A 22,541-nucleotide genomic window follows, 5' to 3' on the forward strand; every position below is an offset into this window, starting at 1 on the left:
AATGTTACGACTGTTACGCAACGAACCTCGCGCCGCGCTTCTGCTGCTGGCTCTGGTAATGGCAAACCTGCTGGCCTGGGGATGGGCATGGCGCACCTTTAGCGGCAGCACGGCGCTGATGGCCGCCAGCCTGCTGGCGTGGTGCTACGGGCTGCGTCACGCGGTAGATGCCGACCACATCGCGGCCATTGATACCGTGACGCGTAAGATGATGCAGCAGGGCAAACGCCCGTGCGGGGTGGGGGCGTGGTTCTCGCTGGGGCACTCCACCATTGTGGTGCTGGCCTCCATTGCCATCGCCGCCACCGCTACGGCGTTTCAGAAAAACATGGAATGGTTCCACGAAACCGGCAGCCTGATTGGCACCGCCGTTTCCGCCACCTTCCTGCTGGCAATGGCGCTGGTGAATATGGTGATCCTGCGCGGGGTCTGGCGCAGTTTCCAGGCGCTGAAAAAGGGCCAGCCGGTGCAGGGCGACGTCACGCTGCCTGCGCAGGGGGGCGTCATGAACTGGCTGTTCGGTAAAACCTTCCGCCTGGTGAATAAAAGCTGGCAGATGTACCTGGTGGGCTTTCTGTTTGGCCTCGGGTTTGATACTGCCACGGAAATCGGCGTGCTGGGGATCTCTGCCGCCAGCGCGTCCAGCGGCATGTCGGTGTGGTCAATCATGATTTTCCCGGCGCTCTTCGCCAGCGGCATGGCGCTGGTGGATACCCTCGATAACCTGCTGATGGTCGGCGCCTACGGCTGGGCGTTTGATAAACCGCAGCGCAAGCTCTACTACAACATGACCATCACCGGCACCTCCGTGGTGGTGGCGCTGTTTATCGGCGGGCTGGAAGCGCTGGGCCTGCTGATGGATAAATTTGCCCTCAGCGGCGGCGTCTGGGATCTGATCGGCGCGGTAAATGACAACCTGGGCAACGCCGGGTTTGTGGTGGTCGGGCTGTTCGTTGCCTGCTGGCTCATCTCCATGGCCAACTATCGCTGGCGCGGCTACGACGCGCTGGTGGTGCGCTCCTGAGCTGGAGGCAGCCAGGCGCGGGTAAAATCAAGCCAGCCGCTGGCGGTAAGCACAATGTCCTGCACGTTTTCCAGGGTGTTAAGACGGTAGCGGTAGTGGAAAAGCGGCGTGCAGGCACCGCTTTCCAGCAGGCTCTGAAAGAAGGCGGGCAGGCGTTCTCGCAGGCTCTCTTCGCTTTCGCAGTACGCCATCAGCATCTGTTTCGCTTTTTGCCAGGCGGGCTGCCCCAGCGCGGCGGCCCATGCGGGCTCTTCAATAAACCACTCTGCCAGCGCAAACTCCGCTGCTTCACCCGCCAGATAATCTCCCAGGAAGATATCCCCCTGCGCCAGCGCGTCGGGGGCATGCCATGCCTCGCGGTCTTTGCGCTGGAGGGTAACGTCACAGCCGCGCTTTTTCAGACGCGCCTGCAGCATGCTGGCCAGATCGCACAGCCCCGGCGTGTCGTAACAGACCAGCGAAAGGGTTGCGGGAAGCGCCACGTCGGACGCACCCGGCAGTGCGGGCGTGGTGATGCCGGGCAGGATTTCCGTGCGGGTGTCCACATCCTCCCGGCGGAGGTGCTGCTGATTAATATGCTGTATTTCCTGACGCAGCCAGGCGGCCAGCGGGTGCGGCAGCGTGGCGTTCAGCATCAGCCAGGCAAACCCGCCGCTGGTGGAGGTGACGACCCCCTGGGCGTTTTTGCCTTTCCCGACGGTGATCCACGCCGGTTTTTCGGCCTCGCTGCGGGTTCGCCAGAACTCGATCGCATGCAGCAGCGGATGCGCGGCAAAGTACCAGGGCTGACGCTCAAGGCGCAGATAGTGCGAGTGATGATGGGCAATAGCAAAGGGGCCCGCACCGATAGCCGGCTGCTGCGGATGCGGCAGGCGACAGGCATGGTGTGCGAGTCGATGCGCCAGCATGGCATCGGACGCCGTAAGCGCGATCTCCAGACACCAGGGGGCGACAAGCGACACCGTTTGAACGTGCGCAAGCCCCGCGGCGCGTGCCGGGTCGGCCAGCAGCTGCTGCATCGCGCTGAGAATATCTTCGTCGCTGATGGCCTGCCCGTTATGCCAGTGCGCGCCGCTGCGCAGGTAAAAGCGCCAGCGGCGATTGTCGTCACGGATATCCCAGTGATGGGCTAAATCCGCGACCGGCTGCGGGCGGCCGGGGGCGTAGCGCGTCAGACCTGCGTGAACCGCGCAGATAATATGCTGCTCGGCGCGGCGGCGCGAAAGGGCAGGATGCAGCGACGTCAGCGGGCGATACCACGGAATGCGCAGCGTCGGCTGGTGCTTTAGCCATTTGCCGCCTAAGAACGGGGTGATGATGTGGTGCAGGCTGGCCGGATCGCCGTCGGCCAGCTGCAGCGCGCTCTGGTAATCCCCTTTTTCCAGGCAGGCGCGCATCAGCGGCGCGCTCAGCTCGCTGGTGGTGATCAGGCAGTGCAGGGTGGCGCGGTGCCCGCGTCCCGGCTGCGCGTCCCAGCTTAGCCAGCCGCTTTGCGCGAGCTGGCGCAGCAGGGTGCGCGCATGGCGTTCGCTGCACAGCGCAACCTCCGCCACTTCCGCGATGGTCGTGGGCGTTGGCTCCGCGCCGTAGTGCTGATAAAGCCGTTGATACTGACGGATTTTCTGAAGCTGGCGCATAGCGGCATACCGATGAAAAAGGGATGCTGAGAGTTTAGGTTTTTTTTGCGGAAGAAAAAGTGTTGGTTTACGTAAAGTGTTCCGGTTTTTCCCGTCAATTACCGCTCATGTTCGCTGACCGGCATCATCAGCTCGCGCAGACGCGCAATACGCTCCTCCGGGCTCAAATAAAGCCAGCGAAATAAAATGCGTTCTGCATGCTTCGTTTGTCTGAAATAACGAGAAAGATATTTGAGTTCTGTATTAAAAGTCGCCATGATTCATCTCCGGCTAATTAATTACCTGTCAGACTAGCCCGGCCGAGAATAATAAAACAGGGTGATGTTTTTCAGCTGTTCCGCTTTTAAGTATTTATGAAAATAATAAATAAGGGATTGATAGCGATGATATACCTGCTTTGCATTTATTTGATGAATAGAATGCGTAAAAAAAAGCCCCGGGACATCGGGGCGGCGGATAATAAAATCCAAAGGTTAAGTAAGCGTGGCAGGAAATTACGGGTTAAGCGGGCAGCGATTTCAGCAGCGCGAAAGCCTCCTTCATCCGGTCCTCACTGACGACAAAGGCGCGTATCTGGCCCTCGTTATCCGCGCCGCGCGCGACCATTCCCTGCGCTTCGAGGGTAATTTTCCAGTTCAGATCCTGACGCTGCGTTTCACCCGCCAGGTGCAGCGGCAACTCCGGCGTTTTGACCTTCACCAGCATGGCGGGTAATTTCAGCGGCGCGCTGCCGCCGAGCAGGTTTTTTGCAAGATACATGGCGCTTAATTGTATCGGCTGCAGGAAAGGAAGCACCTGGCCGTTAATTTCCGCGCAGTCGCCCAGGGCATAAATATCCGGCCGCGTGGTTTGCAGGTAGCTATTTACCTTCACGCCGCGGTTAATTTCAGCCCCTGCGCGATGCGCCAGCGCGGTTTCCGGGCGCAGCCCCGTCGCGGCAACCACCGCATCCACCTCAACGCTGCGGCTGCGGTCGAGCGTGGCGCGAATGCCGCCTTCGGTTTTGCTCAGGCTTTGCAGCTGCGATTTCAACAGCAGATGCACGCCCATATCGGTCAGACGATGCTGTAAGCGACTGCTTACTTCTGCGGGCATCAGCGCCGACAGAATACTCGCCGCGTGGTCAACCAGGGTCACGGATTTTCCCGCGCGGCAGAAATCCATCGCCAGCTCGGTGCCGATCAGCCCGCCGCCGACGATCATCACCCGTTGCGCATCGCGTAGCAGGGTTTCGCTGGCCTGATACTCCTGCTGGCTGTTGAGGGTAATCATCAGCTCGCGGCCCTCAACCGGCGGCACAAACGCAGATGCTCCGGTCGCCAGCACCAGCCTGTCGTACTGCCAGGCTTTCTCTTTCGCTTTCACCACGCGGGCGTCGGCGTCGATGTCGGTGACCCAGGTGTACGGAAACAGACGCAGGTTGAACTGCTCCGCGAACTCCCCCGCCGTCTGGCGGGTGAGATCGTCGGCGCGCTGATTCTGGCTAATGACGTGGCTTAAATCAGGCTTGTTGTACTCGTCCATGCTGTCGGCGGCGATCAGCGTCAGCGGCACGTTTGCGTCCTGCTTGCGGATATTTTTCACCAGCTGGCGGGCGGCAAAGCCCGAGCCGATGATAACGATGCCGTTGTTCATTTAGCCTCCGTCGCCAGTTCGTCAAAGACGTCTTTGCCGAGGGAACATTCCGGGCAGAGGAAGTTGTCGGGCACCTCGCTCCACGGCGTGCCCGGGGCGACATCCTGCAGCGGTTCGCCCAGCGCAGGATCGTAGATCCACTGGCAGACGCTGCACTGCATGCGTGGGCCGAGATCGGCGCTGGCTGCCGCGGAACAGGTTTGCGGCTGTTCCGCAGGTTTTGCGGTGACGTCAGGAAGCGGGGCGAGCGCCCACTGACGGGCGATGTCGCGGCCGTGCTGGCGGCAGATCTCCAGCGCGTCGATATCCGGACGCCATTTCGCCTTCAGGCTCATGGACATCTCAAAGCCCGCATCCTGTAAACGGGTGGAGAGACGGTCTACCGCGCCGCCGCTCCAGCCGTGTGAACCAAAGGCGCTGGCGCGCTTGTTGCGAAAACGCAGGCCGGTCATCTCTTCCACCAGGCCGGCAATCTTCGGCATCATCACGTTATTCATGGTGGAGGTTCCCACCAGCACGCCCTTAGAGCGGAAGACGTTGGTCAATACCTCGTTCTTATCGCTGCGCGCCACGTTGAAGATTTTCACCGCCACGTTCGGGTCAACTTCGTTGATGCCCTGGGCAATCGCGTCCGCCATCATGCGGGTGTTGTTGGACATGGTGTCGTAGAAGATTGTGATGCGGTCTTCCTGATAGTCCGCCGCCCACTTCAGGTACAGCTCGACGATCTGGGTGGGGTTTTCACGCCATACCACGCCGTGGGAGGTGGCAATCATGTCCACCGGCAGGTTGAAGCCGAGGATTTCGGTAATTTTCGGCGTCACCAGGCGGCTGAACGGGGTCAGAATGTTGGCGTAGTAGCGCTGGCACTGCTCGAACAGCTCGGTCTGATCCACTTCGTCATTAAACAGGCGCTCGTCGCAGTAGTGCTGGCCGAAGGCATCGTTGCTGAACAGCACCGCGTCGCCGGTCATGTAGGTCATCATGCTGTCCGGCCAGTGCAGCATCGGGGTTTTAACGAAGATCAGCTGCTTGCCGTTGCCGATATCCAGCGTGTCGCCGGTTTTCACGGTGTGGAAGTTCCACTCCGGATGGTGATGGTGGCCGTTGATGGAGTCAATGGCGTTGGTGGTGCAGTAGATAGGTGTGTTCGGAATGTGGGACATCAGCTCGGTCAGCGCCCCGGCGTGGTCCTCTTCCGCATGGTTGATGATGATGTAGTCGATGTCATTCAGGTCGATTTCACTGCGCAGGTTCTGCACGAACTCGCGGCTGAATTTATGATCGACGGTATCGATCAGCACGTTTTTACCTTCGCGGATGAGATAGCTGTTGTAGCTGCTGCCGCGCAGCGTTTTGTATTCCGTCCCGTGGAAATCGCGCACTTCCCAGTCACGTTGACCCACCCAATGAATGTTATTTTTAACCAGAATAGACATAGCAACCTCAACTTAATACAGCGTTTTCAAATAAGATGGTTTGCTTATATCAAGTTACGTGCCAACTTTTTAACTTATTAATATTCAATGGGTTGTGATTTTGTGCCCAGTAATGAGTAGTCATTATGACTATCCAAAAAAGAGTCAATATGACACTATGCATTGTCAAAATGACAGTGAGGCAGACATGAGCTTTTCCGTAGACGTGCTGGCGAAGATCGCCATTGAACTGCAAACCGGCATCGGCCATCAGGACCGCTTTCAGCGCCTGATCTCCACGCTGCGCCACGTGCTTGAGTGCGATGCGTCCGCGCTGCTGCGCTACGAGGGACGGCAGTTTATTCCGCTGGCTATCGACGGGCTGGCGCAGGACGTGCTCGGGCGACGCTTTACGCTGGAAGGCCATCCGCGGCTGGAGACCATCGCCCGCGCGGGTGACGTGGTGCGCTTCCCGGCGGACAGCGACTTGCCTGACCCGTACGACGGGCTTATTCCAGGCCAGGAGAGCCTGAAGGTGCACGCCTGCATCGGCCTGCCGCTGTTTGCCGGGCAAAATCTGATTGGCGCGCTGACCCTCGACGGCATGTCGCCGGACCAGTTCGACACCTTCAGCGACGAGGAGCTGCGCCTGATTGCGGCCCTGGCCGCCGGGGCGCTGAATAACGCGCTGCTGATTGAACAGCTGGAGAGCCAGAATATCCTTCCCGGCAGCCCGGCGGCGTTTGAGCAGGTGGCGCACACGGAGATGATCGGCCTTTCACCCGGCATGGCGCAGCTCAAAAAAGAGATTGAGATTGTTGCCGCGTCCGATCTTAACGTGCTGATCTTCGGAGAGACCGGTACCGGTAAGGAGCTGGTGGCGAAAGCCATTCACGAAGCGTCGCCGCGCGCGGTCAACCCGCTGGTGTACCTCAACTGCGCCGCGCTGCCGGAAAGCGTGGCGGAGAGCGAGCTGTTCGGTCACGTCAAAGGGGCGTTTACCGGGGCCATCAGCAACCGCAGCGGCAAGTTTGAAATGGCCGATAACGGTACGCTGTTTCTTGATGAGATTGGCGAGCTTTCCCTTTCACTTCAGGCCAAGCTGCTGCGCGTATTGCAGTACGGCGACATCCAGCGCGTGGGGGATGACCGCAGCCTGCGGGTGGACGTGCGGGTCCTCGCTGCGACCAACCGGGATCTGCGCGAAGCGGTGCTGGCCGGGCAGTTCCGCGCCGACCTGTTTCATCGCCTGAGCGTGTTCCCGCTGTCCGTGCCGCCGCTGCGCGAGCGCGGGGATGACGTGGTGCTGCTGGCGGGTTATTTCTGCGAACAGTGCCGGCTCAAAATGGGGCTCTCCCGCGTGGTGTTAAGCCCCGGTGCGAGGACGCACCTTATGAGCTACGGCTGGCCGGGCAACGTGCGCGAGCTGGAACATGCGATTCACCGCGCGGTGGTGCTGGCGAGAGCGACGCGCTCGGGGGATGAAGTGGTGATTCATGCGCGCCATTTTGCGCTGCATGAGGAAAATGCTCCGACCATGAAACCTGCTGCGCCTGAGAGCGCAATCGAAAACCTGCGCGAAGCGACGGAAGAATTTCAGCGTCAGATGATTACCCGCGCGCTGGAGCAAAACAACCGCAGCTGGGCGGCGTGCGCGCGGGCGCTTGAGATGGACGTCGCCAACCTGCACCGGCTGGCGAAGCGTCTTGGGCTGAAGGGTTAGATAATCCCGGCCTGGTAGAAGTCCTGCAGGTTGATGGCGCCGCACAGCCTGCCGTGCTCGTCCACCACCGGTGCGGCGGTGATTTTGCGCTTCATCAGCACCTCTTTGGCCTCAATGGCGCGGCTGTCGGCGTTGAGCGTCAGCCCGCCTTTGGTCATGGCGTCCGACACGTTGGTTTCCAGCCTGCCGCCGCCCACCAGCCAGCGGCGCAGGTCGCCGTCGGTGAACACGCCCCTGACGTTTCCGCCGTCATCGCATACCGCCACCAGACCCAGACCGGTGCGGCTCAGCTCCAGCATCGCGTCCATCACGCTGGTGTCGAGTTTGACCTGCGGAATAGCGTCGTCGGTGCGCATCAGGTGGTGAACCTTGTTGAGCAGGCGCGCGCCGAGCGCACCTGCCGGATGCGAACGGGCAAAGTCTTCCTCATTGAATCCGCGCGCCTGCATTACCGCCATCGCCAGCGCGTCGCCCATCATCAGGGTGTTAACGGTGCTGGAGGTCGGGGCGAGGTGCATCGGACAGGCTTCGCGCTCGACGGAAATATCCAGCGTCGCTTTGGCGGCCAGCGCCAGCGGCGAGCGGGGTTTCCCGGTCATCGCCAGCAGGGCGACCGATTTTTCCTGCAGGCGCGGAATAATCAGGTCCAGCTCTTTGGCCGAACCGGAGTAGGAGATGAACAGCATCACGTCGCGGCTTTCGATCATCCCCAGATCGCCGTGCAGCGCCTCTGCCGGATGCACGAAGAACGCCGGGGTACCGGTGCTGGCGAGCGTCGCGGCAATCTTCTTGCCGATATGGCCGGATTTACCGATGCCCGCCACGATCACTTTGCCTTCGCAGTGGATAATGGTGTTGGCGGCGCGGACAAAATCCTCGCCCAGACGTTCCGGCAGGCGGCTGGCTTCCTGCAGCTCCAGCATCAGCGTCTGGCGGCCCGTTTCTAACAGAAAATCACTCATCTCTCTCTCCGGTTACGATCACGTCGATGCCTTTCTCTTCCAGCGCTTTTTTGAACGCCGGATCGATACCCGCGTCGGTAATCAGCTTATCAACGCTTTCAAGGCTACAGACAATGTTGGGGCTTTTGCGGCCAAACTTCGACGAGTCGGCCATTAAAATCACTTCCCGCGCGGCGTTACACATCGCTTTGCTGACGCTGAAGACCTCGTTAAACGTCGTGACGCCCGCGTTCAGGTCGATGCCGTCGGTGCCCATAAACAGCTTATCGAAGCTGAAGTGGTCGAAGGCGTTCTCCGCCAGCTGGCCGTGAAAGGACGCCGATTTTTTACGGAAGGTGCCGCCGGGCATCAGGATAGTCTGCTCGCTGTCAAACTCCGACAGGGCGTTGACGATGTGCAGGCTGTTGGTCATTACCGTGATGTTGTTAAAGCGGCTGAGCAGGGGGATCATCTGCAGGACGGTACTGCCTGCGTCGAGGATGATGGAATCGCCGTCCTGAATAAATTTGACGGCGGCTTCGGCAATCAGCGCTTTCTGATGGGTATTGATCAGCGTTTTGTGATCGATAGGCGGGTCCGCTTCGTCCTTGTTGAGCACCACGCCGCCGTAGGTACGAATGACGGCGCCAGAGTTTTCGAGCAATACCAGGTCCTTGCGTATCGTCGTGCCGGTGGTGTCAAAGTAGTGGGCCAGATCCTCTACCGAACATTTTCCCTGCTTTTGCAGATGCTCAAGAATGGCCGCCTGCCGCTGACGAGGTTTCATAGGCGCTTCGTTCCTTAGGTTGCGAAATGATAATTTCGCAAGTCTATAACTTTCACAACGAAATTATCCATGTTTCAGATTAAGCGCTAATGATAGTGCATTCTGACAGAGTGGATCATGGGGAAAGATCACATCGGGCTGCAATTCCTGCAGCGGGATGCCGTTGATCGCCTGGATTTTGGCCGGTCGGGCAAACACCGTCATGCCGCGCATGATAAGGGAATCGCATACCCGGTCGTGCTCGTCCAGCGCAACGGCGACGACCACGCGCGGCTTGAAGCGTCCGCCGGAACGTCCGACCCCAACGCGGCCCTTCTGGCACAGGGCGTCAAACGCGCGGTTAAACTGGTGGATCTGCCAGCCGCCAAACGCCATCTGGCACAGCCAGGCGAGGGCGGCGACGGTGATTAATGCGGTAACCATATTCGCTCCTTATTTTCCTCACCCCTCACCCTAACCCTCTCCCCTGTGGGGAGAGGGCCGGGGTGAGGGGAAACAAACCGCTCGATCAGAACATCACCTGCCCACCGGTGACGTTAATCGACTGCCCGGTGCAGTACGACGCTTTCGGACTGGCGTAAAACAGCAGCATGTTCAGCACGTCCTGATAATCACAACCGCGCTTCAGCGGCACTTTATCGATGTAGTACTGCTCCACTTCCTCAGCCTTGATGCCGAGCTTGGTGGCGTACTGCGGCAGCAGGGACTGGAACATCGGCGATTTCAGCAGGTTGCCCAGCATCAGCGAATGCACGGTAATCCCGTATTCGGCCAGATCCAGCGCCAGGGACTGCGTCAGCCCCACGCCGCCAAACTTCGCCGCGCTGTAGCCGGAGTTATGCTTGCTGCCCACTTTCCCGGATTTTGAGTTGATCTGAATGATGCGCCCCTGAATGCCGTCGCGGATCATCAGGCGGGAAAACTCGCGGGCGCAGAGGAAATAGCCCACCAGATTCACCTGCAGCGAGCGGTCAAAATCCCCCAGTTCGAAATCGCTAATAAACGCCGCTTTCGCAATCCCCGCGCTATAGACCAGCAGGTCGGTGCGTCCAAAAATCTCGTCCACGCCGCGGGCCAGCGCCATTACGCTCTGCTCGCTGGTGGCGTCGGCACCAAACCCGTACGCCATCCCTTCGCCAAACTCGGTGTTGATGGTGTCCGCCACGCGGGCGGCCTTTTCACTCTGAATGTCCACTACCGCCACGCGGTAGCCCTCTGCGGCAAGCCCACGGCAGAGGAACTCGCCTAAGGTTTGTCCCCCACCAATGACAACGGCAACCTGACTCATGTGACTCTCCTTAATTACACAACAAATTTTAACGTGCAGCCTGGGGTAACAGCCTGCGGAACCGGGCCATCCACGTGAACCGTACCGGGGTATTCCGCCTGCGGCTGGCCGTCGAAGCGCAGGGTGATGTGGCCCAGCTCGCGCAGGTTCTGCTCGGCCACGTCGCCGACGGCGGTCACGGCATAGCGCGCCTCGCCCAGTTCAAGCTGGCTTCCGGCCTTCAGCTCGCCGTTCAGCTCGCCGTGGCAGTGGATAAAGCAAAACTCTTCGATGTCCGCCGGGGCACCCTCGCGGAAGGTGATCAGCATCTGGTCGCTGAGCGCGTCCGCCGCGCTCTGGCCGATGCGGGTAATGGTGGTCTGGTAAATGACGTTCATTGCAGGAACCTCTTATTGATAGATAAAGCCGGAGACAAACCAGGCAATCAGCACCGTCGGCGCGCCCGTCAGGAAGCGGCTCACCAGCACGGACGGCACGCCCACGCGCACGGTGTCCTGGCGCGCTTCGGCCAGCGACAGCCCCACGGGGATGAAGTCGCACGCCGCCTGGGAGTTAATGGCAAACAGGGCGGGCAGGGCGAGGTGTGGGGGAATGTTGCCCAGACCAATCTGTACGCCAATCAGCACGCCGATGACCTGGGCAATCACCGCGCCCGGGCCGAGGAACGGCGACAGCAGCGGGAAGGAGCAGATCAGCGCCAGCGTCACCAGCCCGAGCGGGTGGCTGGCGAGCGGGGCGAGGCCGTGGGCAATCCAGTCGCCCAGGCCGGACGCCATGATGATGCCGATCAGCGCCGAGACGAACGCCATAAACGGCAGAATGGTTTTCAGCACCGTGTCGATGGTGTCGCGCCCGGACTGGAACAGCACCGCCACGGCGGAGCCCATTCCCATCCCGACCTTTGCCAGCAGGCCGTCGCTCTGCTCGGTGATTTTTTTGCTGGTGTCGTACTCGCGCGGGGCCGCTTTTTGCGGCGCGGGGGTGCCATTCACCAGAGTGATGTTGTCCTCCTTCACGCCCGAGACATAAATATCCTCAAGGATGTACTGCGCCAGCGGGCCGGATTTTCCGGTGGAGTGAATATTCACCGTCGGAATGCGGCGCTTCGGATAGATGCCGCAGCGCAGCGTGCCGCCGCAGTCAATCACCGCCACGCCGATGTCCGCTTCCGGCGGCTCGCCCTCTTTAAAGCCGTCAACCGCTTCCCAGCCGGTCAGCTCGCGCAGCTTGTCGACAATCGCCGGGCGCGTGCCCGCGGTGATGTAGACGATCTTTTTGCCTTCGGTGGCGTCGAACTCCAGCGGGCCGCCCCAGCCGCCCGTGCCTTTCTCAATGCGGATCCGGTTCATGCTGTCGCTCCTGAAAGATGGACCTTCTGTTCAAGCTGGATGCCCATTTTTTTCTCAAAAATGGCGGTGGTGAGGTCAGTCACCCAGCCGCGGAAGAAGTTGGTCACCAGGCCAACCAGCAGGTAGCTCACCGCCAGCGGGCCGAGCGGCAGGCCAAGCGTGGTAAGGCCGCTGGCGATCCCGAGGTAGACAAACAGCTCTCCGGGGTTAATGTGCGGAAACAGGCCGTTCATCGAATGGCAGCTGTAGGAGGCGGCGGCGTAGTAGCTTGGTTTGTACTTCTCTGGCATAAAGCGGCCGAGGCTTAAGGTCATCGGGTTACAGAAAACAAAGGTGCCGATGAAGGGCAATATCAGGTAGCGGGACAGCGGGTTACCGGCGCAGCGCTGGGCAAAGCGTTCGATGCGCTGCTGGCCGATAAAGTTGATCAGCGCGTTCATGATCACCAGCAGGCTGATCAGCAGGGGCAGGATCCCGGTCACCATGCCGGTGAACACTTCTCCGCCTTTCTGAAACAGCCCGATGAACCACTCGGCGCCGTGGGTGATGATCTCTATCATTCTTCTCTCCTGTGGGGCTTTTTTGTTTTTGTATAACTGCGGCTAATAATAATCACTTTGAAAGGTTTTAAAGTGTTAGTTAGATCCCACAATGAAAGAAAAACGGATTATTTTGAAAGTTAATTGATGAGGTGAATGATTTTCGGTGGAAAAAAGCACGGATTTGCGTTGGGGAGGTGCGTACCGCTTCCTTGAGGTGTTGCGGATGCTTTACCATACTGGATTCTTATCGAACCCGTTAAATGGATGTCTCATGTTCAAGCGTCGTTATGCAGCGCTGTTGCCTGCGCTTATCCTGCTGTCTGCCTGTAGCAGCAAACCTAAGACCGAAGCCGTTCAGCAAACGGCGGGCGCGCCTTCCGGGGGATTCCTGCTGGAGCCGCAGCACAATATGATGCAGATGGGCGGCGACTTCGCGAATAACCCGGCGGCCGAGCAGTTCATCGATAAAATGGTGAGCAAACACGGTTTCGACCGCCAGCAGCTGCATGAAATTCTGTCTCAGGCGAAGCGTCTGGACTACGTGCTGCGCCTGATGGACAGGCAGGCGCCGTCCGCCCAGGTACCGAGCGGGCCGAACGGCGCGTGGCTGCGCTACCGCAAACAGTTTATTACCCCGGACAACGTGCAAAACGGCGTGGCGTTCTGGAATCAGTATGAAGATGCGCTCAACCGCGCGTGGCAGGTCTACGGCGTGCCGCCGGAAATCATCGTCGGGATTATCGGCGTGGAAACCCGCTGGGGCCGCGTGATGGGCAAAACCCGCATCCTCGACGCGCTGGCGACGCTCTCCTTTAACTACCCGCGCCGCGCCGAATACTTCTCTTCCGAGCTGGAAACCTTCCTGCTGATGGCGCGCAGCGAGCAGGACGATCCGCTAGATCTGAAAGGGTCATTTGCCGGCGCGATGGGCTACGGCCAGTTTATGCCGTCCTCCTATAAGCAGTATGCCGTCGACTTTAACGGGGACGGTCATATCAACCTGTGGGATCCGGTGGATGCCATCGGCAGCGTGGCGAACTACTTCAAAGCGCACGGCTGGACGCCGGGCGGCCAGGTTGCCGTGCAGGCCAACGGCGAGGCGTTTGGTCTGGAAAACGGTTTTAAAACCAAGTACAGCGTTGCGCAGCTGACGGCGGCAGGCTTAACGCCAACCCAGCCGCTGGGCAACGTTGACCAGGTGAGCCTGCTGCGTCTGGACGTGGGAACCGGCTACCAGTACTGGTACGGCATGCCGAACTTCTACACTATCACCCGCTATAACCACAGTACGCACTACGCGATGGCGGTGTGGCAGCTGGGGCTGGCGGTGTCGCAGGCTCGCGTCCCGGCGACTTCGCCGTTTAGTCAGTAAGTCATCTTATTCCCCCTCTCCCTTTGGGCTGAGGGATCCCCAGTAATTAATGCGAGCAGCGAACAATCCCCTCTCCCCTTTTGAGGAGAGGGCTGAGGTGAGGGCACTCGCGCGCACCTATTTCCGCAGAAACATTTCGCCACACTCCCATTTCATTCCCGCCGTTTACATCTTCATCGCCTTTTATTATTGTTATGTTATAACATTATTTTTGAATTGAGATGTCCATGTCCCTGTTTTCTCTCTCATCCCCGGTTCGGCTGCTGCTGGCGATGGTGCTCATTCTGTTTCTCGGACTGGCCGTGCGCTGGGCGGTGGCATTGCCATGATCGTGATGAACGCACTGATTGCGGGCTATGACCGCCAGCCCGTCACGCGGCCGCTTTCGGGCGTGATTGAACGCGGCAGCATGACCGCCATTATTGGCGCCAACGGCTGCGGCAAATCCACGCTGCTGAAAACCCTCGCCGGGTTTATCCCGCCCGTGAGCGGCAGCTTCCGCTGGCAGGGAAAACGTCCGGTAATCGGCTGGCTGGCGCAGCGTCACGCGCTGGAGGCGCAATTTCCGCTGACCGTGCAGGACGTGGTGAGTATGGGCTGCTGGCCCGGAATTTCGCTTTTCGCCGGTTTTCGCCGCGAAGCGCGTCTGCGCATTACTGGCGCACTTGAGCGCGTGGGGCTGGAGTCAATGGCGCTCTCCACCATCGATGAACTCTCCGGCGGCCAGTTTCAGCGCATGCTGTTTGCCCGCGTGTTAGTGCAGCAGGCGCCGCTGGTGATGCTCGACGAGCCCTTTACCGGCGTTGATGAAGCGACCTGCAACGTGCTGATGGATCTGATGCTGGAGATGTACATGCAGGGGCAAACGCTGCTCGCGGTACTGCACGACAGCGAGCGCGTGGCGCGCCACTTCCCGCAGACGCTGCGGCTGGATGCTGACGTCCCCCAGTGGAAAACCGAACGGGTGAGGGTGGCATGATCTGGCACATATTCTTCCAGCCGTTTATCGAATTCGGCTTTATGCGCCGCGCGCTGGTGGTTTGCCTGGCGCTCTCCGTCAGCACCACCGCGCTCGGCGTGTTTCTTCAGCTGCGTCGGATGAGCCTGATGGGCGATGCGCTTTCTCACGCTATTTTGCCCGGCGTCGCCGTGGGGTATTTGCTCAGCGGGATGTCGCTGTTGGCAATGACCGTCGGCGGGTTTATCGCCGGAATTGCCGTTGCGCTGGTGGCCGGGCTGGTCAGCCGCCGCACGCCGCTGAAAGAAGATGCCAGCTTTGCCGGCTTTTACCTGGGTTCACTGGCGCTGGGCGTCACGCTGGTATCGCTGCGCGGCTCGAATGTCGATCTGCTGCATCTGCTGTTTGGCTCAATCCTCGCGGTGGACAACGACGCCGCGCTGTTTGTGACCGGCGTGTGCATCTTCACCCTTATCACGCTGGCCCTTTTTTACCGCGGGCTGGTGACGGAGGCCTTTGACACCGCCTGGCTGGAGGTAAATGCCCGCTGGCTGCCCGGGCTGTTGCACGGCCTGTTTCTGGCGCTGCTGGTGCTTAACCTGGTGGCCGGTTTTCAGGTGCTCGGCACGCTGATGGCCGTCGGGCTGATGATGCTCCCGGCGGTGGCGGCGCGCTGCTGGGTACGCACCTTACCCGGATTGCTCCTGATGGCCGGTATTAGCGGTATTTTCTGCGCGTGGCTGGGGCTAAGCCTCTCCTGGGCGGCAAGTTTACCCGCGGGGCCGTCCATTGTGCTGACCGCCAGCGCGCTGTTCTTTATTTCCGTTTTATTTGGCACGCGCAGCAGGCTGGCTGGCAGCCTGCGGGCGCTTTTTTAACGCAAGGGGAAACGATGAAACGTACAGGATTAATTATGGCGCTTGCGCTGGGGATGATGTCGCATAGCGTGATGGCGAAAACGCTGAATGTGGTCACCAGCTTTTCGATACTGGGGGATATCACCCAGGAGGTGGGGGGCGATCGCGTGAACGTGACGACGCTGGTGGGGCCGGACGGCGATCCGCACACCTTCGAACCGTCACCAAAAGACAGCGCGGCGCTGAGCAAGGCAGACGTGGTGGTGGTCAACGGCCTGGGGCTGGAAGGCTGGCTCGACCGCCTGGTGAAAGCCTCCGGGTTCAAAGGGCAGCTGGTCGTCGCCTCAACCGGTGTGAAAACCCACACGCTTGAGGAAGATGGAAAGACCGTGACCGACCCGCACGCCTGGAACAGCGCGGCGAACGGTGCCCTGTATGCGCAAAATATTCTGAACGGGCTGGTGAAAGCCGATCCGGAAGACAAAGCGGCGCTGGAGGCTTCAGGAAAACCGTACATTGCGCAACTGACTCAGCTGGACAGCTGGGCCAAAACGCGCTTTAGCCAGATCCCGCAGGAAAAACGCAAAGTGCTGACCAGCCATGACGCGTTCGGCTATTTTGGCCGCGCTTACGGCGTAACCTTCATGGCACCTCAAGGACTCTCTTCCGAGAGCGAGGCCAGCGCGGCGCAGGTGGCGGAGATTATCAAGCAGATTAAAGCCGACGGCGTGAAAACGTGGTTTATGGAAAACCAGCTCGATCCGCGCCTGGTGAAGCAGATTGCGTCGGCGACCGGCGCACAGCCGGGCGGCGAACTCTACCCGGAAGCCCTGTCGGCCAAAGGTGGGGTGGCAGACACCTACGTTAAGGCGTTTCGCCATAATGTCGATACGATTGCGAGCAGCATGAAGTAACATTTCTCCAGCCGGTGCGCCCGTACCGGCTTTTTTCTGAAGCCCCCTCGTAAAACCTGAAGCGTATCCCCATATTTGACGAGAAAGTGCTATCTTGTGCTGCACGTTTTTCTCAAGCCTGGAGCAAGAATGACTGACCATGAATTGATGCAGCTTAGCGAGATCGTAGGCCTTGCCCTGAAGCAGCGTGGTGCGACAATCACTACCGCGGAATCCTGCACCGGCGGCTGGGTGGCGAAAGCGATTACCGATATCGCCGGCAGTTCCGCCTGGTTTGAACGCGGCTTTGTGACCTACAGTAACGAAGCTAAGGCACAGATGATTGGCGTGCGCGAAGCCACGCTGGAACAGCATGGCGCGGTCAGTGAACCGGTTGTCATTGAAATGGCCATTGGCGCGCTGAAAGAGGCGCGGGCAGATTACGCCGTTTCCATTAGCGGTATCGCGGGGCCGGACGGCGGCAGCGACGTGAAGCCTGTCGGCACCGTCTGGTTCGGGTTTGCCACGTCCAAAGGGGAAGGGATCACCCGCCGGGAGTGCTTCAGCGGCGACCGTGAAAGCGTGCGGCGGCAGGCAACCGTTTATGCGTTAAAAACGCTCTGGCAACAATTTCTACAAAATACTTGATACTGTATGACTATACAGTATAATTGCACCAACAGAACAGAAGTCCATGGTGAAGCGCAGTTGCTTCTCCCGGCATGACAGGAGTAATAATGGCTATCGACGAAAACAAACAGAAAGCGTTGGCGGCAGCACTGGGCCAGATCGAAAAGCAATTCGGTAAAGGCTCCATCATGCGCCTGGGTGAAGACCGTTCCATGGATGTGGAAACTATCTCCACCGGTTCGCTTTCTCTGGATATCGCACTGGGCGCGGGCGGTTTGCCGATGGGCCGTATCGTAGAAATCTACGGTCCGGAATCCTCAGGTAAAACGACTCTGACCCTGCAGGTTGTTGCAGCGGCGCAGCGCGAAGGTAAAACCTGTGCGTTTATCGATGCCGAGCACGCGCTGGATCCAGTGTATGCCCGTAAGCTGGGCGTTGATATCGACAACCTGCTGTGTTCCCAGCCGGACACCGGCGAGCAGGCGCTGGAAATTTGTGACGCGCTGGCACGCTCCGGTGCGGTTGACGTGATCATCGTCGACTCCGTTGCGGCGCTGACGCCAAAAGCGGAAATCGAAGGTGAAATCGGTGACTCTCACATGGGCCTCGCGGCACGTATGATGAGCCAGGCGATGCGTAAGCTGGCCGGTAACCTGAAGCAGTCCAACACGTTGCTGATCTTCATCAACCAGATCCGTATGAAAATTGGTGTGATGTTCGGTAACCCGGAAACTACCACCGGTGGTAACGCGCTGAAATTCTACGCTTCTGTCCGTCTGGATATCCGCCGTATCGGCGCGGTAAAAGAGGGCGAGAACGTGGTCGGTAGCGAAACCCGCGTGAAGGTTGTGAAGAACAAAATCGCAGCACCGTTCAAACAGGCTGAATTCCAGATCCTCTACGGCGAAGGCATCAACTTCCTCGGCGAGCTGGTTGACCTGGGCGTGAAAGAGAAGCTGATTGAAAAAGCGGGCGCCTGGTACAGCTACAACGGTGACAAGATTGGTCAGGGTAAAGCGAATGCTATCTCCTGGCTGAAAGAGAACCCGGCTGCGGCGAAAGAGATTGAGAAGAAGGTGCGTGAGCTTCTGCTGAACAACCAGGACTCCAAACCTGATTTCGTGGTGGATGCCGCGGATGCTGAAGAAACCAACGAAGACTTTTAAGTTTCTCGTGTAAAGATGAAGGGCTGCTGACGCGGCCCTTTTTGCATTTCTGATTCTGCAGGTTTTTTATGAGTGAACCGACATCACGCCGACCCGCCTACGCGCGCTTGCTGGATCGTGCGGTACGCATTCTCGCCGTGCGCGACCACAGTGAACAGGAGCTGCGGCGGAAGCTGTCAGCGCCCGTCATGAGTAAAAACGGGCCGGAAGAGATTGATGCCACTGCGGAAGACTACGACCGCGTGGTGGCCTGGTGCTATGAGCATCATTACCTGGACGATGACCGCTTTGCCTCGCGTTTTCTCGCCAGCCGGGGTCGCAAAGGGTATGGACCCGCGCGCATCCGCCAGGAGCTGAACCAGAAAGGGGTAGCCAGGGAATCCATCGAAAAAGCGATGCGCGAAAGCGACACCGACTGGTGCGAGCTGGCAAAAGAGCAGGCTATTCGTAAATACGGCGAACCGCTGCCGCGTGAATTTTCAGAAAAAGTCAAAATTCAGCGCTTTTTGCTCTACCGCGGCTTTCTGATGGAAGATATTCAGGATATCTGGCGTAATTTTGCCGATTGAACGCATGCGGGATTTTACTTCCCACTAAAGAAAACTTATCTTATTCCCACTTTTTCCAGTAGCTGGTCTGTCCAACGGTTTACCGATACAGGCTGGCTACGACATTTCGTTAGCTTGATTTCAGGATAATTATGAGCAAGAGCACCGCTGAGATCCGTCAGGCGTTTCTCGATTTTTTCCATAGTAAGGGACACCAGGTTGTTGCCAGCAGCTCCCTGGTACCGAACAACGACCCGACTTTACTGTTTACCAACGCCGGGATGAACCAGTTCAAGGACGTGTTCCTTGGTCTCGACAAGCGTAATTATTCCCGCGCCACAACCTCACAGCGTTGCGTGCGTGCGGGCGGTAAACACAACGACCTGGAAAACGTCGGTTACACCGCGCGCCACCACACCTTCTTCGAAATGCTGGGTAACTTCAGCTTCGGCGACTACTTCAAACACGATGCCATTCAATACGCGTGGGAACTGCTGACCGGTGAAAACTGGTTCAACCTGCCGAAAGAGCGTCTGTGGGTGACCGTCTACGAAACCGATGACGAAGCGTTTGAAATCTGGGAAAAAGAAGTGGGTATCCCGCGCGAGCGTATTATTCGCATCGGCGATAACAAAGGCGCGCCATACGCGTCTGACAACTTCTGGCAGATGGGTGACACCGGTCCTTGCGGTCCGTGTACCGAGATCTTCTACGATCACGGCGACCACATCTGGGGTGGCCCTCCAGGCAGCCCGGAAGAAGACGGCGATCGTTATATTGAGATCTGGAACATCGTCTTCATGCAGTTCAACCGTCAGGCTGACGGCACCATGGAGCCGCTGCCGAAGCCGTCCGTTGATACTGGTATGGGCCTGGAGCGTATCGCCGCGGTTCTGCAGCACGTTAACTCCAACTACGAGATTGACCTGTTCAGCACCCTGATCAAAGCCGTTGCAGAAGTGACCGGCGCGACCGATCTGAACAACAAATCGCTGCGCGTTATTGCAGACCATATTCGTTCCTGCGCGTTCCTGATTGCTGACGGCGTCATTCCGTCGAATGAAAACCGTGGCTACGTGCTACGTCGCATCATTCGCCGTGCGATCCGTCACGGCAACATGCTGGGCGCGAAGGACACCTTCTTCTATAAACTCGTTGGGCCACTGATTGGCGTGATGGGTTCAGCCGGTGACGAACTGAAACGCCAGCAGGCGCAGGTTGAGCAGGTTCTGAAAACCGAAGAAGAGCAGTTTGCCCGTACGCTGGAGCGTGGTCTGGCGCTGCTGGACGAAGAGCTGGCGAAGCTTAAGGGCGACACGCTGGATGGCGAAACTGCTTTCCGCCTGTACGACACCTACGGCTTCCCGGTTGACCTGACGGCGGACGTTTGCCGCGAGCGCAACATCAAAGTTGATGAAGCAGGCTTTGAAGCCGCGATGGAAGAGCAGCGTCGTCGTGCGCGTGAATCCAGCGGTTTCGGTGCAGACTACAACGCGATGATCCGCGTTGATAGCGCGTCTGAATTCAAAGGTTATGAAGCGCTGGAACTGACCGGCAAAGTCACCGCCCTGTTTGTTGACGGTAAAGCCGTAGACAGCATCAGCGCGGGCCAGGAAGCCGTCGTCATTCTGGACAAAACCCCGTTCTATGCGGAATCTGGCGGTCAGGTTGGCGATAAAGGCGAACTGAAAGGTAACGGCTTTAGCTTTAGCGTAAGCGACACCCAGAAATACGGTCAGGCGATTGGTCACCAGGGCAAACTGGTTTCCGGTTCTCTGAAAGTGGGCGAGGGCGTACAGGCTAACGTTGATGAAGCACGCCGTGCACGCATTCGTCTGAACCACTCTGCAACCCACCTGATGCACGCAGCCCTGCGCGACGTGCTGGGTACCCACGTTGCACAGAAAGGTTCTCTGGTTAACGATAAAGTGCTGCGCTTCGACTTCTCGCATTTTGAAGCGATGAAGCCGTCTGAAATCCGCGCGGTGGAAGACCTGGTGAACGCGCAGATCCGTCGTAACCTGCCAATTGAGACCCACATCATGGATCTTGAGGACGCGAAGAAAAAAGGTGCGATGGCGCTGTTTGGCGAGAAATATGACGAGCGCGTTCGCGTGCTGAGCATGGGCGATTTCTCTACCGAACTGTGCGGCGGTACTCACGCCTCGCGCACCGGTGACATCGGCCTGTTCCGCATCGTTTCTGAATCCGGTACGGCGGCAGGTGTGCGTCGTATTGAAGCGGTAACCGGTGAAGGCGCAATCGCCAGCCTGCATGCGCAGAGCGATCAGCTGCACGACATCGCGCAGCTGCTGAAAGGCGATAGCCAGAACCTGGGCGAGAAAGTGCGCGTTGCGCTGGATCGTACCCGTCAGCTGGAAAAAGAACTCCAGCAGATGAAAGAACAGGCTGCGGCGCAGGAGAGTGCAAACCTCTCCAGCAAGGCGGTAGACATTAAGGGCGTCAAACTGCTGGTCAGCGATCTGGCGGGCGTTGAGCCTAAGATGCTGCGTACTATGGTCGACGATCTGAAAAACCAGCTTGGTTCTACGGTTATCGTGCTGGCGACGGTAGCAGAAGGTAAGGTTTCTCTGATTGCGGGCGTCTCTAAGGATGTGACCGACCGCGTTAAAGCAGGGGAACTGATTGGTATGGTCGCCCAGCAGGTGGGCGGTAAGGGTGGCGGTCGTCCGGACATGGCGCAAGCCGGTGGTACGGATGCGGCGGCACTTCCTGCAGCATTAGCCAGCGTTGAAAGCTGGGTGAGCGCGAAACTGTAATAACTACAAAGCACAATCAGACGCCATAGCGGTAACGTTATGGCGTCTTGTTCACTGTGCTATCGATAACGATAAAGTCAGGTTGAGTTTGTGTATATCGGCTAAACTTACGTTTAACAGAATGTGATGCCGTGACTGCTTACACTTTACGTGTTTGTCATCGCTTACTTTTTGGCGTTATATGATGGATAATGCCGGGATACAAGAGACCCGACTCTTTTAATCTTTCAAGGAGCAAAGAATGCTGATTCTGACTCGTCGAGTTGGTGAGACCCTCATGATAGGGGATGAGGTCACCGTGACAGTTTTAGGGGTAAAGGGTAACCAGGTACGTATTGGTGTTAACGCTCCTAAAGAAGTATCTGTCCACCGTGAAGAGATCTACCAGCGTATCCAGGCTGAAAAATCCCAGCAGTCCAGTTACTGATATTGTCGCGTCTCGCTGTCGGGCGAGACGCAACCCTCCCGCTATTTTTCCTGCTCAAAGTTACCGTTTAATTTCAATCGCTCTCTTTTTAACCACTCCGTCACCCTTAACTCGTCTCAATACCGCCATTTCGGCAGATGTTTTCTGTGGCGTTGCCTGCAAAATCCGCTTATAAAACACCCTCTTTGCGGATTTTACATGCGAATTGCGTGTGATTTGTGCAAACGATAAAAGCTTTTGGAAAATTGTTTGACTTATAAGTCCCAGAAAGTAATATATGCGCCACGCAGCGACGAGAAGCTCTTAACGAGTAACTCAAAGCATTCGAAAGAGGCGTTGTGTGGTGAGGTGGCCGAGAGGCTGAAGGCGCTCCCCTGCTAAGGGAGTATGCGGTCAAAAGCTGCATCCGGGGTTCGAATCCCCGCCTCACCGCCATTTTGCATCCGTAGCTCAGCTGGATAGAGTACTCGGCTACGAACCGAGCGGTCGGAGGTTCGAATCCTCCCGGATGCACCATCTATTACTTCATATTGCTTTCGAAGTGATATGAATATCGAGTAGTACAG

At 58.3% G+C, this 22,541-nt stretch carries 22 protein-coding genes and 2 tRNA genes; 13 read left to right on the forward strand and 11 right to left on the reverse strand.

Annotated elements, in window-relative coordinates; all coding sequences use genetic code 11:
- Position 1 precedes the first annotated feature (1 nt).
- A complete protein-coding gene (locus OSH03_RS12455) occupies positions 2-1,024 on the forward strand; it encodes a HoxN/HupN/NixA family nickel/cobalt transporter (protein WP_151412900.1) in 1,023 nt (340 codons plus the stop codon).
- Here the strand turns inward: OSH03_RS12455 and OSH03_RS12460 are convergent.
- The 4 genes from OSH03_RS12460 to norV all read right to left on the reverse strand — a co-directional run bounded on the left by OSH03_RS12460 (position 997) and on the right by norV (position 5,735).
- The gene (locus OSH03_RS12460; RefSeq protein ID WP_266179196.1) at positions 997-2,661 is read right to left on the reverse strand and encodes an SgrR family transcriptional regulator; all 1,665 of its coding nucleotides are present in this window, start codon (positions 2,659-2,661) and stop codon (positions 997-999) included. The genes OSH03_RS12455 and OSH03_RS12460 overlap by 28 nt on opposite strands.
- A 98-nt stretch (positions 2,662-2,759) precedes the next feature.
- Positions 2,760-2,918 (reverse strand): hypothetical protein, encoded by a 159-nt coding sequence (locus OSH03_RS12465; protein ID WP_192845924.1) that lies wholly within the window; start codon positions 2,916-2,918, stop codon positions 2,760-2,762.
- Between the two features lie 244 nt (positions 2,919-3,162).
- A complete protein-coding gene (norW, locus tag OSH03_RS12470; protein ID WP_266179197.1) occupies positions 3,163-4,296 on the reverse strand; it encodes an NADH:flavorubredoxin reductase NorW in 1,134 nt (377 codons plus the stop codon).
- Positions 4,293-5,735, reverse strand: a complete 1,443-nt coding sequence (gene norV, locus OSH03_RS12475) for an anaerobic nitric oxide reductase flavorubredoxin (protein WP_266179198.1) — start codon at positions 5,733-5,735, stop codon at positions 4,293-4,295. The genes norW and norV overlap by 4 nt, the downstream gene beginning before the upstream one ends.
- A gap of 187 nt (positions 5,736-5,922) precedes the next feature.
- Here norV and norR point away from each other — a divergent pair, with 187 nt between their 5' ends.
- Positions 5,923-7,437, forward strand: a complete 1,515-nt coding sequence (norR, locus tag OSH03_RS12480; RefSeq protein ID WP_266179199.1) for a nitric oxide reductase transcriptional regulator NorR — start codon at positions 5,923-5,925, stop codon at positions 7,435-7,437.
- On the opposite strand, the gene gutQ is transcribed toward norR, so the two are convergent.
- The 7 genes from gutQ to srlA all read right to left on the reverse strand — a co-directional run bounded on the left by gutQ (position 7,434) and on the right by srlA (position 12,362).
- A complete protein-coding gene (gene gutQ, locus OSH03_RS12485) occupies positions 7,434-8,399 on the reverse strand; it encodes an arabinose-5-phosphate isomerase GutQ (protein ID WP_151412896.1) in 966 nt (321 codons plus the stop codon). The two genes, norR and gutQ, sit on opposite strands and share 4 nt — an antisense overlap.
- Positions 8,392-9,165: a glucitol operon DNA-binding transcriptional repressor SrlR gene (gene srlR, locus OSH03_RS12490; RefSeq protein WP_010434430.1), complete on the reverse strand. Its 774-nt coding sequence runs from the start codon at positions 9,163-9,165 to the stop codon at positions 8,392-8,394. The genes gutQ and srlR overlap by 8 nt, the downstream gene beginning before the upstream one ends.
- Positions 9,166-9,228: 63 nt before the next feature.
- The gene (gene gutM, locus OSH03_RS12495) at positions 9,229-9,588 is read right to left on the reverse strand and encodes a transcriptional regulator GutM (RefSeq protein WP_266179200.1); all 360 of its coding nucleotides are present in this window, start codon (positions 9,586-9,588) and stop codon (positions 9,229-9,231) included.
- Positions 9,589-9,673: 85 nt separating this feature from the next.
- Positions 9,674-10,453, reverse strand: coding sequence for a sorbitol-6-phosphate dehydrogenase (gene srlD, locus OSH03_RS12500; RefSeq protein WP_023294411.1), 780 nt, complete (start codon positions 10,451-10,453; stop codon positions 9,674-9,676).
- Between the two features lie 14 nt (positions 10,454-10,467).
- Positions 10,468-10,830 carry a PTS glucitol/sorbitol transporter subunit IIA gene (srlB, locus tag OSH03_RS12505; RefSeq protein WP_266179201.1) on the reverse strand — a complete coding sequence of 121 codons (363 nt, stop codon included), beginning with the start codon at positions 10,828-10,830 and terminating at the stop codon, positions 10,468-10,470.
- A 12-nt stretch (positions 10,831-10,842) separates the two neighbouring features.
- Positions 10,843-11,802, reverse strand: a complete 960-nt coding sequence (srlE, locus tag OSH03_RS12510) for a PTS glucitol/sorbitol transporter subunit IIB (protein WP_266179202.1) — start codon at positions 11,800-11,802, stop codon at positions 10,843-10,845.
- Entirely contained in the window at positions 11,799-12,362 is a 564-nt protein-coding gene (gene srlA / locus OSH03_RS12515) for a PTS glucitol/sorbitol transporter subunit IIC (RefSeq protein WP_266179203.1), read from the reverse strand. Before srlA ends, srlE begins: the two co-directional genes overlap by 4 nt.
- Before the next feature lie 253 nt (positions 12,363-12,615).
- Between srlA and mltB the strand changes: the two genes are divergently transcribed.
- The 11 genes from mltB to OSH03_RS12570 all read left to right on the forward strand — a co-directional run bounded on the left by mltB (position 12,616) and on the right by OSH03_RS12570 (position 22,491).
- Positions 12,616-13,716, forward strand: coding sequence for a lytic murein transglycosylase B (gene mltB / locus OSH03_RS12520; RefSeq protein ID WP_266179204.1), 1,101 nt, complete (start codon positions 12,616-12,618; stop codon positions 13,714-13,716).
- A gap of 325 nt (positions 13,717-14,041) precedes the next feature.
- The gene (locus tag OSH03_RS12525) at positions 14,042-14,695 is read left to right on the forward strand and encodes a metal ABC transporter ATP-binding protein (RefSeq protein ID WP_266179205.1); all 654 of its coding nucleotides are present in this window, start codon (positions 14,042-14,044) and stop codon (positions 14,693-14,695) included.
- Positions 14,692-15,552 (forward strand): metal ABC transporter permease, encoded by an 861-nt coding sequence (locus OSH03_RS12530; RefSeq protein ID WP_266179206.1) that lies wholly within the window; start codon positions 14,692-14,694, stop codon positions 15,550-15,552. The genes OSH03_RS12525 and OSH03_RS12530 overlap by 4 nt, the downstream gene beginning before the upstream one ends.
- 14 nt (positions 15,553-15,566) lie before the next feature.
- Positions 15,567-16,445, forward strand: a complete 879-nt coding sequence (locus tag OSH03_RS12535) for a metal ABC transporter substrate-binding protein (protein WP_061097289.1) — start codon at positions 15,567-15,569, stop codon at positions 16,443-16,445.
- A 129-nt stretch (positions 16,446-16,574) separates the two neighbouring features.
- Positions 16,575-17,072: a nicotinamide-nucleotide amidase gene (gene pncC / locus OSH03_RS12540; RefSeq protein WP_061097290.1), complete on the forward strand. Its 498-nt coding sequence runs from the start codon at positions 16,575-16,577 to the stop codon at positions 17,070-17,072.
- A gap of 89 nt (positions 17,073-17,161) precedes the next feature.
- A complete protein-coding gene (recA, locus tag OSH03_RS12545) occupies positions 17,162-18,220 on the forward strand; it encodes a recombinase RecA (RefSeq protein ID WP_028014189.1) in 1,059 nt (352 codons plus the stop codon).
- Between the two features lie 68 nt (positions 18,221-18,288).
- Positions 18,289-18,789, forward strand: a complete 501-nt coding sequence (gene recX, locus OSH03_RS12550) for a recombination regulator RecX (protein WP_028014188.1) — start codon at positions 18,289-18,291, stop codon at positions 18,787-18,789.
- A gap of 131 nt (positions 18,790-18,920) precedes the next feature.
- Positions 18,921-21,548, forward strand: a complete 2,628-nt coding sequence (alaS, locus tag OSH03_RS12555) for an alanine--tRNA ligase (RefSeq protein ID WP_151412889.1) — start codon at positions 18,921-18,923, stop codon at positions 21,546-21,548.
- Positions 21,549-21,789: 241 nt separating this feature from the next.
- Positions 21,790-21,975, forward strand: a complete 186-nt coding sequence (gene csrA, locus OSH03_RS12560; RefSeq protein ID WP_000906486.1) for a carbon storage regulator CsrA — start codon at positions 21,790-21,792, stop codon at positions 21,973-21,975.
- Positions 21,976-22,317: 342 nt separating this feature from the next.
- A tRNA-Ser gene (locus OSH03_RS12565) sits at positions 22,318-22,410 on the forward strand.
- Positions 22,411-22,414: 4 nt separating this feature from the next.
- A tRNA-Arg gene (locus OSH03_RS12570) sits at positions 22,415-22,491 on the forward strand.
- The last annotated feature ends 50 nt before the right edge of the window (positions 22,492-22,541 follow it).

The organism is Enterobacter nematophilus (genome assembly GCF_026344075.1).
GTDB lineage: Bacteria > Pseudomonadota > Gammaproteobacteria > Enterobacterales > Enterobacteriaceae > Enterobacter > Enterobacter nematophilus.

Coding starts and splice junctions, on each gene's coding strand:
- OSH03_RS12455 (WP_151412900.1), top strand. CDS start 2: ATGTTACGACTGTTACGCAACGAACCTCGCGCCGCGCTTCTGCTGCTG.
- OSH03_RS12460 (WP_266179196.1), bottom strand. CDS start 2,661: ATGCGCCAGCTTCAGAAAATCCGTCAGTATCAACGGCTTTATCAGCAC.
- OSH03_RS12465 (WP_192845924.1), bottom strand. CDS start 2,918: ATGGCGACTTTTAATACAGAACTCAAATATCTTTCTCGTTATTTCAGA.
- norW (WP_266179197.1), bottom strand. CDS start 4,296: ATGAACAACGGCATCGTTATCATCGGCTCGGGCTTTGCCGCCCGCCAG.
- norV (WP_266179198.1), bottom strand. CDS start 5,735: ATGTCTATTCTGGTTAAAAATAACATTCATTGGGTGGGTCAACGTGAC.
- norR (WP_266179199.1), top strand. CDS start 5,923: ATGAGCTTTTCCGTAGACGTGCTGGCGAAGATCGCCATTGAACTGCAA.
- gutQ (WP_151412896.1), bottom strand. CDS start 8,399: ATGAGTGATTTTCTGTTAGAAACGGGCCGCCAGACGCTGATGCTGGAG.
- srlR (WP_010434430.1), bottom strand. CDS start 9,165: ATGAAACCTCGTCAGCGGCAGGCGGCCATTCTTGAGCATCTGCAAAAG.
- gutM (WP_266179200.1), bottom strand. CDS start 9,588: ATGGTTACCGCATTAATCACCGTCGCCGCCCTCGCCTGGCTGTGCCAG.
- srlD (WP_023294411.1), bottom strand. CDS start 10,453: ATGAGTCAGGTTGCCGTTGTCATTGGTGGGGGACAAACCTTAGGCGAG.
- srlB (WP_266179201.1), bottom strand. CDS start 10,830: ATGAACGTCATTTACCAGACCACCATTACCCGCATCGGCCAGAGCGCG.
- srlE (WP_266179202.1), bottom strand. CDS start 11,802: ATGAACCGGATCCGCATTGAGAAAGGCACGGGCGGCTGGGGCGGCCCG.
- srlA (WP_266179203.1), bottom strand. CDS start 12,362: ATGATAGAGATCATCACCCACGGCGCCGAGTGGTTCATCGGGCTGTTT.
- mltB (WP_266179204.1), top strand. CDS start 12,616: ATGTTCAAGCGTCGTTATGCAGCGCTGTTGCCTGCGCTTATCCTGCTG.
- OSH03_RS12525 (WP_266179205.1), top strand. CDS start 14,042: ATGATCGTGATGAACGCACTGATTGCGGGCTATGACCGCCAGCCCGTC.
- OSH03_RS12530 (WP_266179206.1), top strand. CDS start 14,692: ATGATCTGGCACATATTCTTCCAGCCGTTTATCGAATTCGGCTTTATG.
- OSH03_RS12535 (WP_061097289.1), top strand. CDS start 15,567: ATGAAACGTACAGGATTAATTATGGCGCTTGCGCTGGGGATGATGTCG.
- pncC (WP_061097290.1), top strand. CDS start 16,575: ATGACTGACCATGAATTGATGCAGCTTAGCGAGATCGTAGGCCTTGCC.
- recA (WP_028014189.1), top strand. CDS start 17,162: ATGGCTATCGACGAAAACAAACAGAAAGCGTTGGCGGCAGCACTGGGC.
- recX (WP_028014188.1), top strand. CDS start 18,289: ATGAGTGAACCGACATCACGCCGACCCGCCTACGCGCGCTTGCTGGAT.
- alaS (WP_151412889.1), top strand. CDS start 18,921: ATGAGCAAGAGCACCGCTGAGATCCGTCAGGCGTTTCTCGATTTTTTC.
- csrA (WP_000906486.1), top strand. CDS start 21,790: ATGCTGATTCTGACTCGTCGAGTTGGTGAGACCCTCATGATAGGGGAT.